This window comes from Coleofasciculus sp. G1-WW12-02, from assembly GCF_040219735.1.
In the GTDB taxonomy this organism is placed as follows: domain Bacteria; phylum Cyanobacteriota; class Cyanobacteriia; order Cyanobacteriales; family Coleofasciculaceae; genus Coleofasciculus.
In genome coordinates this window covers 58,363-70,803 of record NZ_JAVJRX010000034.1, presented here as the reverse complement: position 1 = coordinate 70,803, position 12,441 = coordinate 58,363, and the positions used below count along the sequence as shown (strand labels likewise).

The 12,441-nt window shown below is 45.1% G+C and carries 10 protein-coding genes; 8 read left to right on the top strand and 2 right to left on the bottom strand.

From position 1 onward, the window contains the following. Positions 1-30 precede the first annotated feature (30 nt). The 8 genes from crtA to RID09_RS04895 all read left to right on the top strand — a co-directional run bounded on the left by crtA (position 31) and on the right by RID09_RS04895 (position 10,012). Positions 31-918, top strand: coding sequence for a cyanoexosortase A (gene crtA / locus RID09_RS04930; RefSeq protein ID WP_446334837.1), 888 nt, complete (start codon positions 31-33; stop codon positions 916-918). Continuing rightward, positions 918-1,142, top strand: a complete 225-nt coding sequence (locus tag RID09_RS04925) for a hypothetical protein (RefSeq protein WP_446334836.1) — start codon at positions 918-920, stop codon at positions 1,140-1,142. Before crtA ends, RID09_RS04925 begins: the two co-directional genes overlap by 1 nt. A 155-nt stretch (positions 1,143-1,297) precedes the next feature. Then, entirely contained in the window at positions 1,298-2,041 is a 744-nt protein-coding gene (hpsJ-A, locus tag RID09_RS04920) for an HpsJ-like protein, cyanoexosortase A-associated (protein WP_446334835.1), read from the top strand. 1,308 nt (positions 2,042-3,349) lie between these two features. Beyond that, a complete protein-coding gene (locus RID09_RS04915) occupies positions 3,350-3,940 on the top strand; it encodes a PEP-CTERM sorting domain-containing protein (protein WP_446334834.1) in 591 nt (196 codons plus the stop codon). A gap of 691 nt (positions 3,941-4,631) precedes the next feature. Continuing rightward, positions 4,632-5,654: a sirohydrochlorin chelatase gene (locus RID09_RS04910; protein WP_446334833.1), complete on the top strand. Its 1,023-nt coding sequence runs from the start codon at positions 4,632-4,634 to the stop codon at positions 5,652-5,654. 264 nt (positions 5,655-5,918) lie between these two features. Next, a complete protein-coding gene (gene sipA, locus RID09_RS04905; protein ID WP_446334832.1) occupies positions 5,919-6,182 on the top strand; it encodes a regulatory protein SipA in 264 nt (87 codons plus the stop codon). Positions 6,183-6,780: 598 nt separating this feature from the next. Continuing rightward, complete coding sequence (locus RID09_RS04900; RefSeq protein ID WP_446334924.1) at positions 6,781-7,860, top strand: MraY family glycosyltransferase; 1,080 nt, start codon at positions 6,781-6,783, stop codon at positions 7,858-7,860. Positions 7,861-8,494: 634 nt separating this feature from the next. Beyond that, the gene (locus RID09_RS04895; protein ID WP_446334831.1) at positions 8,495-10,012 is read left to right on the top strand and encodes a diguanylate cyclase domain-containing protein; all 1,518 of its coding nucleotides are present in this window, start codon (positions 8,495-8,497) and stop codon (positions 10,010-10,012) included. Positions 10,013-10,032: 20 nt separating this feature from the next. On the opposite strand, the gene RID09_RS04890 is transcribed toward RID09_RS04895, so the two are convergent. Both RID09_RS04890 and RID09_RS04885 read right to left on the bottom strand, forming a co-directional pair. Next, positions 10,033-10,440 (bottom strand): hypothetical protein, encoded by a 408-nt coding sequence (locus RID09_RS04890; RefSeq protein WP_446334830.1) that lies wholly within the window; start codon positions 10,438-10,440, stop codon positions 10,033-10,035. A gap of 133 nt (positions 10,441-10,573) precedes the next feature. Further along, positions 10,574-12,148: a hypothetical protein gene (locus tag RID09_RS04885; RefSeq protein WP_446334829.1), complete on the bottom strand. Its 1,575-nt coding sequence runs from the start codon at positions 12,146-12,148 to the stop codon at positions 10,574-10,576. Positions 12,149-12,441: the final 293 nt, after the last annotated feature.

Below are 12,441 nucleotides of genomic sequence, written 5' to 3'. Positions count from 1 at the left end.
ATCCCTAATCGTTTCTACCCAAAAATCCCTATGAAAGCCACCTCCCTCACACCCCTGCAACGATTAAAAATCCCCCCCTACTGGCTTCTTGCCATAGCCGCTGGCTTAGTTGCCATTTACATGACACTCGGTTGGAAAGCCGGAGACGAAGCCCAACTCGGCATGAGCGTTTTGTTTTGGCTAGCTGTCGGTTCCCTGCTGTGGGGCAAACGCCATGAGTTAAACCTGGAAAGTGGAGTCCTCCCTAGCATCGCTGGGGCGCTCGTTATCGCCTTTGTCCTGTGGGATAGTGCCAGGATGAGTACGTTGACACTGAATAATGGTGTGCAAAGGCTGGCACCCTTACTACGCCTGCTACCGTTTATTTCTGCCATCGGTGTCGGTTTACTTGCCTCTGGGTTTAAAGGATTAAAACAATACTGGCAAGAGTTAACTATCCTGTTTTTTCTCGGTGGACCGAGTGTAATTGCCTCATTTATACCGGATATTTCGCCGATCACGGCTAAATTTTCGGCGTTCATGCTTTGGTATATGGGCTTTCAGGTCTATCTGTACGATAAGGTCTTTATTAACCTTCCTGATGGTGGCGTTAAGGTGTATCATGGCTGTTCCGGCATGGAAGCCATGACCTATGTGCTGGGACTATCTGTGATTTGCCTAATCATGTTTCCCATCGCTGGGCGCAAGCAGTATTTTGTGCCAATCATGGCGTTGATTGTCGGATTTGTGGTTAATAGCTTCCGGGTGGCTTTGATGGCGGTGCTGGCAAATGCCCAAAATATGGAAGCGTTTAAATACTGGCATGAAGGCGAAGGATCTCTAGTTTTCGGGATGATTTCCGTGATGGTTTTCGGCGTGTTTTACTGGTTGCTGCTGCGGATGGAGGATGCAAGTTCTCCGGAGACTGAGGAGGCATAATGTCCTGGAAACAGGTGCGGGTTTTTGTGTTAGCGCTGATTTTTGGTGCCGTTCTCGTCGTGTTGCTGAAAGTCATTCTGGCAACTCTGGCTGAGAAGGGGAAAGGACAGTCAGCGGCTAGGCTTCCCAGGCTTGAGTCGTTGGCATTGCAGCCGTCGGTAGAGACGCCCCATGGCAGAGACGCGCCATGGAACGTCTCTACATTTGTCGCCATCATAAATTAAAATCGGTTTCCAGAGGTACGGCAAAAGAGGATGAGTTTTACACAGCAGATAATCTATTGAACGTCAAACGTCATTTAGTCTGCTAGTAAATCGTTGTGATCACGATACCGGACATAAGACATAAGACATAAGACATAAGACTGATAATTAAAACCATGACGCAATCAGAAGAAAAAGATAAATTTGTTCCAGCTATCGACCAACTGTGGAAGTTTAGTGCCGGTCTATCCAAGTCAATTGCAGTAGCGCGGTGGATCGGCTATGGTTTATTGATTTTGGCATTCTTCGATGTCGTAGAGATATTTGTACCTCCCCTTTTTATGAATCCCGCTTGGGAATTTCAGACGCTTGGGCAATTGGTGGAACGGGTGCCTGTACCGTTGCTGGGATTGGCGCTGGTGTTTTTAGGAGAACGGGATCAACGCACCCGATTAGAACCTCTGATTCTGAGTATTTTGTCCTGGTTGGCTTTGCTAGTGGGGATTTTGTTCTTTTTACTGGTTCCCTTGGGTGTTGTGAACACAATCCGACTCGAAGCGCGGAACACGGAGCAAATTGACCAGCAGGTTGAACAGCGACAGGCGCAGATTAAACAGGTAGAAGTTGCCATAGAACAAGCGACGACTGTCGAACAGATGCAGCTTCTGATTAGTCAATTTAGTCAAGGGCGCACACCACAGATTCAAAATACTCAGCAGTTAGCTGAGGTGAAGCAGCAACTTTCGACATTTCTGGAACAAGGGGAAACTCAACTGCAGGAGCAAGCTCAATCCCAGAAGAAGTCTCAGCGCTGGGGATTGCTAGAGGATTCAGTGAAGTGGAATATGGGCGCGTTGGTTTCTGCGGCGTTGTTTATCAGTATCTGGCGCTTAACCGGCTGGGCGAGACGTAGGGATTGATAGAAGCTGTTATCGGGACACGATATATCCTACTCTGACTTCCATTCAGCGACCATCCCTAAAAGGTGGCGTGGTAAGGAAGCTCATCGCCTCATCAGACTCGTTCCCAGGCTCTGCCTGGGAATGTGCTTAGGGAGGCTCTGCCTCTTTGAGCCGACTCAAACAGTCTTAATTACTTATAATATCTGGTGTTCAGCCGGAATAATGTAGCCATTTTTACCGGATTTCTACAGAAATCTCCGGTATCTTCATCAAAACTTTAAATATTAGTCAGGGAATTTCCGGATATCTTCATCGAACCTTTACAGACAAGTATCATAGTTTAGTTTATCTTTAACGATAGAGCGAATTCAATAAAGCTCAAGCCAGACATGGCAAGGGATTCAAAGAGTTTGCTCACCTCTTGAAATTATTTAGTCTCGAATTGAGTTAACTAGTCCTAAAAAAGACTGACATGACGATATCTGCTCTTGTTCCCTCGGTTATAGCGGCTACTGGCGCAGCCCTCGCCATGTCTAGAAGTAATAAATTATAAGCCTATTGTAGGGGCGGGTTTAGCTGACTTTTCACGTTATGTGGCGCAACTAAGCGTCTTAAGTGTGTAGGGGCGGGTTTCACTACTATCTTTTTGGTTACACAAGGGATGTGACTAAACCCGCCCCGACTCAGGTTTCTAGACTTCCCGTGAAAAGTTAGGCGGGTTTAGGGACTCAAGCTAGCTTGCCACTAGTAACTGAGCAACAAAACTCGCCCTTATTCATCAGTCATACGTTATAAGAACAAGCCTTCTAACCTGTATTCTCTGTCTTTTGCTTTGTTGAGCAATTACGGTAGGTTTGGTTGATGTACGAGACTCAACAAGAATCTGTTGAGTTTCATTTTGTTCAAGCCACCTGACAAAAAATTAAACAAGTATAGCAACCGCCATAGCGGTTAGGACACATCTTATGGTTCCAGACGTTGCATGCAACGTCTCTACTTAGCCAATATCATAAAAAGCTTGACCCTCAATATTTGGGCGGCGTCAAAAAAACATACTGGGGGTCTTATTTGTCGTGATGTTTCCTCAAGATGGCAGAAACTTAGAGAATTGCCTCAAACTCTCAAACCTTTACCCAATATAGTTTATAGCCTTATGATGATTAATCTTCATAGAAAGTTTACACAATTCCACTGATTCTTTATTCCTACTTTACCCAACACCTAAGTGAAGTCTCTTATAGTGTGAATATAGAAAAGCAAACAAGCCGAAGCAAATAAGTCCAAACGCTTCAGCAAATGAGTTAACTAGTCCTAAAGAGTACCAACATGAAACTTTCTTCTCTCGTTCCCTCTGTTTTAGCCGCTGCTGGTGTCGCCGTTGCATCCTCAGCTTTCTCTCCTGCTCAAGCCGCCTTAACATCTTTATCAAATTCGTGTAGCACTTCAAACCTAAGTGGCTCTGTAGCTTGTGAAGGTACTTTTGCTGGTAATGATGCTAATCAAGACCTAGGTGGTCTATTTGGTGTCGATGCATGGTCACAACTATTTAAAGTAGATAGTGATAGTGGCACTAATGGTGGCTTGAATGTTACTGGTGGCGGTACATCAGGAGGCTGGAGTCTTACAAACATCGATTTCAACACATCTAATATAATGGTTGTTCTCAAGGGCGGTAACAGCTTCAGTTCCTATTTACTGGATGGTGTTACCAGTGGCTCATGGAATACTAATGGGGTTGTAAAAGGTAACGGTCGTCCCGGTCCTGATTTATCTCACTTCACCGTGTATCAAGCACCCAAACCTGTTACAGATCCTGAAGCTGTTCCCGAACCCCTCACCATCTTAGGTTCCGCTACTGCTCTAGGAATCGGCGGTTTGCTCAAGCGCCAACAATCCAAAAAGAACAACAAGGCTTAATTGAGCCTCAAATAATTCCTTCCGAGTTTGCGTAGAAGCCCAGTAAACTCCTTCTGTAGAGTCAGAAGGAGTTATTTTTTGTCATTTGTCCCTTGTCATTTGTCATCAGTCTCGTAGTGGCGTGGCACAGCTTATTTAGTGAATTAGAATGGGAGCCCGGAAACCGTAGGGGCGCATGGCGTGCGCCCGATTCAATGGTAAAATCTATTGCACCATTTTAGCTGTGCCACGCCGCCATCGTGGGTTAGGCGGGAGTTTAATCAAGACAATAACCTTTCAATGAAGTATCCGCCGTAACCCACCGATGTTAAGCGACAGTCGAAATCCACCAAAGCCTTGAGCAATGGTGCGTTACGCTTCACTAACGCACCCTACTACTGCCAGATCTCAGTTCAGGTTAGCGAGAAAAACCCCCTACCCTGGATTTTGACTCGTTGCCTAATCGGATAAGATATCAAAGCACAAATAAATGGCAACCGCTTGGGGAAACTCCGGTGTAAGTCCGGGGCTGTGCGGCAACTGTCAAGGATGAAATGGCACACTCTTTCAGGGTTTGTCGTCGGTGCTTGGGTGTTTATGGCGCTTGCATCGCAACTACGAACCCAGGTGACGTTCCACCTAAGCCAGAATACCTAGCTGTTGCTTATCCACTCTATATTCCCGCCTTGCACGGGAAGGGAGCTTAATTTTAATGCCGACTGTAGAACTTACTCATTTCACTCCAGATTCACTCTCCTTACCCCCACTCCCCCTTAACCGCCCCCTGTTAATGATTGGTCACGGTAGCCGAGATATGGACGGGCGTCAGGGGTTTTTGGACTTTGCCCACGCCTATCAAGGGTTAGACTCCTCTCGCCCAGTTGTACCTTGTTTTCTGGAATTAACCACTCCCAGTATTCAGGAAGGCGTAGACCAATGTGTGGCACAAGGGTATACAGAATTCTCTGTCCTGCCGATTTTGCTGTTTGCCGCACGACATAATAAATTTGATGTCACCAATGAGTTAGACCGCGCTAAAGCCAGACATCCCCAAATCCAATTCCATTATGGGCGTCATTTTGGCATTACCCCGGCAATCCTAGAATTATGGCACCGGCGACTGGCTAAATTGGATCAACCATCAGGGGATAGTTCAACGGTTTCGTCAATTAACAGAAGCGACACTGTTTTACTCATCGTCGGTCGCGGTTCTAGTGATCCCGATGCCAATAGTGATGTTTACAAATTAGCGCGTCTGCTCTGGGAAGGCAGTGGCTACAAGACGGTTGAAATCTGCTTTATTGGGATTACTCATCCCCGTTTAGAGGAAGGCTTCCATCGCGCTCGACTTTTCCAGCCTAAGCGGATTATCGTTCTGCCTTACTTCCTATTTACTGGGGTACTGGTGAAAAAGATATTTGATATCACCGCGCAGCAGCAAGAGCAATATCCGGACATTTCTATGACCTGTTTACCGGAAATGGGTATTCAACCTGAACTGCTTTCAGTATTGCGGGAACGAGAAATCGAAACCCAACTGGGACAGGTGAAAATGAATTGTGAACTGTGTAAGTTCCGGTTAGCGGCAGTGGGGGATAATACGGGTCACACTCATGATCATGATCACACTCATGACCATCATCACCACCACCACAACCACAATCACTCGGAGCATCCCCCTGATCCTTACGCTGATCCCGAAGCTTACCATCAGCGCATTTGGCAAGTTCCTTAAATTGGTCTTATGTCTTATGTCTTATGTCATTGGTTTTTGCTAATGATTCATGATCGGTCATGTTTTGACCCAACGGTTGAGGAAAGGGCGACCCGATTTCATTGAGTAGATACAGTTGTTGATTTGTGGAGGCGGGTCGCCCCTACATAAGAATGACGGAGGTTTGTTTAATTGATCAGGGGCGCGATCGCGATCCTGGGAGGGTAACTTGAGATTGATTACCATAAGCTAAGAACTGATCAGCAGTTACCCATACCGAGTAATATGTCCAAAGAATTTAAAGTAGGCGATCGCGTTCGTCTAATTGCTCTACCCCGCTATGTTAAAACAGCAGAACCCATGCCCATGCTGCGACCCCCTGATGTGGTTCGTATTGGCGAAGAAGGCGTGATTCTGGATAGACGTCCAGGCGGATTTTGGGGAGTTCGCTTTTCTAAGGGCGCCTTTTTAATGGATAGTCAATACATTGAGGCAGTAGAGAGTCATCACCCTGGTGATCCCCATCCGTCCTCATCTTCTCCAGAATAACCCGCTCAAATAAAACAAATAGGGTCTGCTGAATAAGTATTGTGGTGGGGGTAGGAAGCAGGGGGAGCAGGGGGAGCAGGGGAGCAGGGGGAGCAGGGGAAGCAGGGGAAGCAGGGGAAGCAATGGTACATTTTTCCTGATAGCGGTGCAAGGGTATGAAAGGGTTTCACCCTTTTTCCTTGAAGAGGAGCCAATATCAATACTACTCAAAGCATTGATAGCTAAGGGTTTTGGACTTGTGCAGCAAGCCCCAAATAAGTTACTGGAATAGTCAGCAGGGTGTCGGGTGCAGAGTGTCGAGTGTGAGGAACAATTGAGATGATCGGATGGAAAACAGGCTGTCCTGATGAATCATTTGTGGCAACATTACAGCAAAACAATCTTCTTCCTTGCCGTTACAATGAGTTGAGCGTACCATGTTAACCCAACTGCCCTGATGATGACTATGCCTCAGCAATCCGGATCGATAGAATGGTTTTCAGTAAGTACTACTACTGAATACTGGAGCCAATCTCCAAAATCGCTGTAGCGCTTTGACGAATTGATTCCGGTAAAGTTGAGATTAATAATAATTGGCAGTCTGAGCGTAAAATGGGAGATAGATTTGTACAGCTTCCTAGAGTCTCTCGGCATTGCCAACCCCAATGGCAGTGGCTGGTTAGCAGTTATATTCACCTTCGGGTTAGCTTGGGGGGTAACGTGGTGTTTGATTCCAGCAGTACGCGCGTTTGCCCTACAAGTGGGTTGGGCTGACCAACCTAATGCTCGACGACTCAACCAAGAACCCCTACCTAACGCCGGTGGGTTGGCAATTTATGCGGGTGTCATAGCGGCGCTAGTCTTGGCTACTCTATTAAGACCGATTGTGATTGAAGGCGTCTTAGCCCAAGTGCTGACGATTTTGCTCGGTGGTTCAATCCTTGTCCTCGTGGGCTTTATCGATGACCAATTTGGTCTACCTGCGTATGTGCGCCTCTTTAGTCAAACGCTTACCGCACTATTGCTGATTGCCAGCGATATCCGTATCGAGACCCCATTTGGGACTCCCATTGATCCGATATTCTCAATTGTGTTGACTTGGTTGTGGGTGGTAGGAATTACCAATGCCATTAATTTAATGGATGGAATGGATGGTTTAGCGGGTGGGATCAGTTTTATCACAGCCATGAGTTTGTTGGCAGTTTCGGCGCAGTTTGAAACTAGAGCAGCCGCCACCTTACTTTTAGCCGCGTTGGGAGGTGCAGCGCTAGGATTTTTGCGGCACAACTTTCATCCTTCACGGATCATTATGGGAGATGCGGGTGCTTACTTTTTTGGCTATGTACTAGCTGCTACTAGTATTTTAGGTAACCTAAAAGTGACGACGGTATTTGCTCTGGTGCCGCCCGCTTTCTTTTTATTATTGCCTGTACTGGATACAACTCAGGTATTTGTCCGACGACTCCTAGCCGGAAAAAACCCCCTGAAAACTCCGGGTAAAGATCATCTACATCACCGCTTATTAGCTTGGGGTTTTTCCCAACGTCATGCTGCTTTGACCCTTTGGGGTGTTACGTTGGCATCCAACGGACTAGCGATGAAACTCCAAGGTATGACATCAACGGTGATTGTTATTACTAGTGGTAGTATAGTTTTTCTTCTGGGCTTTACCCTTTGGCAAAGACTACAGACGAAATAGACGGGACTAGACCTTCACGACACTTCCCATACGTTCTCTTTGACAGTTCTCTCCGGGGCGGGTTTTACCGATAATGTTTTGGGGAGCTATTGGAAGCAATGATATTACTGAACTGGCACGCTTACTGGTGTTCTCATCTGATCATCCACCTAAAGGTCAGGAACTTAACTTAACTAATTCAACCCAAAGATAGGAGAAAATTCTCACAGTCATTCACTAAGCTGTTGGGTATTCAAACTGTCGATCATGATTGTAGCAAAGAGAACAGGGAATAGGGAACAAAGAATACGTAATTTAAATCCGTCTTAGCTTCTACCAAATTTCTATCTTAAGTTAGTAACAATTTATACAACTCAGATGTTAGTCTGACATTTGAGGAGCTGGGGTTTAGTGAAGCTCCAACTTTTATCTCTCAAGTTTTAATTTGATTAGTCTGAAAGATATGAATATTAGCTAAATTATTTAATTATATCTTAAGTTGCTTGATGTGCCTATACAGCCGCTTTGATTTAGCTAATAGCTAGAAGAAATAAATTCTTTTAAGACGACTCAATGAGCAATTAAAGAAAAATATACTATCAACCTAATTCTTAAGCTAAAATTTAAACTTCAGTAATTAATTAGGAACACAATCATGAATGAATTAAAATGCAGTTCAGGTATTTTACGAGATAATCAAATCATAAAAATACTTTTAGTTGAGGATAATGTTGTTGAAGCCGAATTGCTAAAAGAATTGTTTTTACAGATCAAGACAACTCAATTTGTTCTAACTCACGCTCAGCGCTTAAGCCATGGTTTAAAATATTTGATAGAGTTTACCTTTGACATTATTTTATTAGATTTGTCTCTGCCGGATAGTCAAGGATTGAATACTGTTGTTCAAGTCAAAGCACAAGCGCCAACTACTCCTATTGTTGTGTTAACCTCTCTCAACGATCAAAAGATGGCGATTGAGGTCGTTCGTAAAGGCGCTCAAGATTATTTAGTTAAGGGACAGTTTGCTGGGGAAGGCTTGGTGCGTTCCATACGCTACGCTATTGAACGTGAGCGCGATCGCGAGGCAATTCGACAGCAGGCTAAACGAGAGCGGATCTTAGAGCGCATGGTTGAGCAGATCCGACGCTCATTGGATCTCGAAGAAATTTTGCATACCACTGTAACCCAAGTCCGTCAATTCCTGAAAACAGATCGTGTTCTCATCTATCGCTATCAGGCAGAAAAATCCAAAACTTTGCTTTTAGAAGCGGCTGATTATAGTGATGGTTATCCCGATATTGCGGCAATTAATGAACTTCTGAATTTACCAAAAAAAATGTCTATAAATGAAAATTTTATTCAATTAAACAATAATAGGGGAGAGTCTAACCTAGAGCCAAAATCACTCACTTTTCATGATCAATCTGTTCTTGCTATACCAATTAGAAACAGTGAGTCTGATATGAAAAATCCCCAATCTATTTACCATCGATTATGGGGTGTAATAATCGCTCATCATTGCACCCAGTCTCGTCAATGGGCAACTTGGGAAATTGATTGTTTAAACCAGTTAGTAAAACAGGTGGCTATTGCCATTCAACAGTCAGAACTTTATCAAAAGGTAAAAACAGATAATCAACACCTACAGCAACTCGTCAAAATAGATAGTTTAACCCAAATTGCCAATCGCCGTAGATTCGATCAAGTCTTAGCCGACGAATTACTCAATTCTCGACGTAACTTAAATCCGCTATCCTTGATCTTGTGTGATATTGACTTTTTTAAAGCCTACAACGATACCTATGGTCATTTAGTGGGGGATGATTGTTTAAAGCAAGTTGCTCAAGCGATATGCCAAGGGGCTCAACGACCGACTGATTTAGTTGCTCGCTATGGCGGTGAAGAATTTGCCGTGATTCTCGCCAATACAGATACTGCAGGCGCTTTTGTCGTTGCTCAAAAAATCCGTTACCAAATGGATAAACTCAAGCGTCCCCATGCCAAATCTCCCATTCATCCTTGGGTAACGCTCAGTTTAGGAATCGCCACGACGACTTCATCGGGTCAACTATCACCCACTGAGTTAGTCGAAAAAGCCGATCGCGCTCTCTACAAAGCCAAAGCCTTAGGACGCGATCGCATTTTCTCAGCTAACTCTGACCCTGATTGGTGATTGGGGATTGGTGCGTAAATTTACCAAAGACGGTTGCGACTCGCGTTGACTCCCTCTACCTGAGTGCGATTGACTTCATCCAAAAATATCTCGGTTTCCTCAACCAAACGATTCAACTCCAGACAATCTGCACAAGCTGGATTAGGATTTCCGGGTTCTCTAGCAAATCGACGCGGACGTACTGGAGCAACTGCATCACAGCAACGCTCTGAAGCCTCTTCTAAGGCTTGATCAAGACGACGGGCATTCTCTAATATAGCTGGATCTAATTTTCCATCCTGATCAAAAATGGGTGCAGTATTGTTCCAGATGTTTGTTCCGGTAATATCTGACTGGTTGGGTGGTTGAGCATTAGCAGACATTGCTATCAAACCACTACCCATTAATACAGTAGTTATAGTCCAACCCATCCATTGCCTTACTTTCATCACATTTACTCCACATTTCAATTCATGCAAAACTTAGTCTGGGCGGGCGCGAGTTACATCTGTTGTGAAAAGGAAATGATAGTAGCAAAACCCGCCCCTACACAGGCGTCGTTCCCGTAAGCCTAGCGTTGGGTCAAAATTCAAACGCGAAACCTGCACCCAAGACAAACCGCGCACCATCTCCAGCCCCCGTAATGTCTCGTAATGCTGGGGTAATCACCAAAGGGATATTTTTAAAGGGAGCAATGGACACACCCACGCCCAAGTCTTGTCCAGTCCATTCAGCAATTAAACTCACAGGTTCAGCCACTCGCACCGCAACATTACCAAACAGATTAATCGTTCCATTATCATCCTCTACCGCCTCCTCCGTGCGAAACTGTCCATTGCCGATTCCAGCCGTTATTGCCATACGACTAAAGGGTTGATTAATATCCTCTCGCGTCCGAATAATCTTACTCACCACGCCATAAACCGAATGCTCAAAGTCATTGTCATCACCCAGGTTAATTAAGCCATTCCACCCCGCCGCAACAGCCCAACCTTGGGGTAAGCGGCGATGAACTTTGGCATTAAAACCGCCACTGCCAAAATCCCGATTAGAACCGAAACTGGCAAGTGTGTATGAAAGTTCTACCCCCACAGACTTTTCAGCATCGCCCAAACCAATGCCAATACCTAAAGCCCCATCATCAATATCACTATAGCGGGTGCGTTCTTGATAAGTGGCGCTGACAAAGCCTGTATTGCGATGAGCGCCATAAGCTGTGGGAATGACAATACTCAGGGCTGGGGATGCGCGTAATTGAGCTTGAGTGTCTATATCTTCTAGCGATCGCAACTCCTCTTGCAAGCGGTTGACCTCCCGACAGGGTGAGGGTTGTGTCGGTTGATTTGGTGCTTGTGCCAACATCGTCTGTTGAGTCGCATTACAGGGCTTTTTCGGATTAATGGCAACAGATTGTATTTTTTCCTGGTCTCCCTTGTTTTCCCTATCTACGGCAAAACTCTTGACATGAGGATCATCTCGTGTATCTATGCTCACTCTAGGTTGGCGATTTTCCTCTATCTGTCTATCACTCACCCCTATTGGCACAACTAGGTGAGGACTGTCCAATTCGGGCGATGCCATCTCCAACTCAGAAGCCTCTTGGGTTGGCAAGGTTAATTCTGATTCCCCGGAAAACTCCAGCCTGACCCTATCTTCCTCAATTGGTGATTGGTGATCAGGGATTAGTGACTCCTTCCATTCTGCTTTCAGAGAACCTTCTGCCCTCGCGCTGAAGCCTTCTGTCTTCAATAAGCCGTCTGCCGTCTGCCGTCTACCGTCTGCCTTCTGCAGGGATTCTGGCGTAAATTCCTGGACAATAATAGATTCTGGTGAGGCAACAGCTTGAGCCTTAGTTGCTGATGTTGCGGATGTTCCTACCTGAGTTTCACTCGGTTTAATCGAAGTCAGGACAACACTATCAGGCTGATAGGTTGTCTGCACTGAGGACTTTGCCCAAGCGGGATGGGAAAAACCTGGAGCAGCAATTGCCGCTACGCTATAGAGGGCAAGGCTGGACACATTCTGTAAAGATGTATTCAGGTAACTATCGCCTTTTTTATCTAACGTTTGCGGAACAGGTTGATATTCCCTTGTGTAAAATTTATTAGCAGGATGTAAATTTTGATGACGAGCATTCAAGCTACGTTTAGCTGTCACAGTCTTAAATCCTTCCAAGGGTTTTGTCTTGTTCTACAGAAACTTCCTTCTGAATCAGGATAAAACTAGCCACCCCGGACAGGTCGCGGAAACAGGGTTATTTTATTTTCTTGAGAGATTACCCTGCTTTGTGGTGAAGTACGGTAATTGAATCAGATGCTCATCTGAATTCAACGGGATTCCTAAGAGGATTATATAGGATTATAGGAATCTGTGAAGTCGTTTTATAAGTTAACTGAAAAAAACAGAATAAAAAACATCCATAAAATAAATAACGAGATTAATTAAGCGAA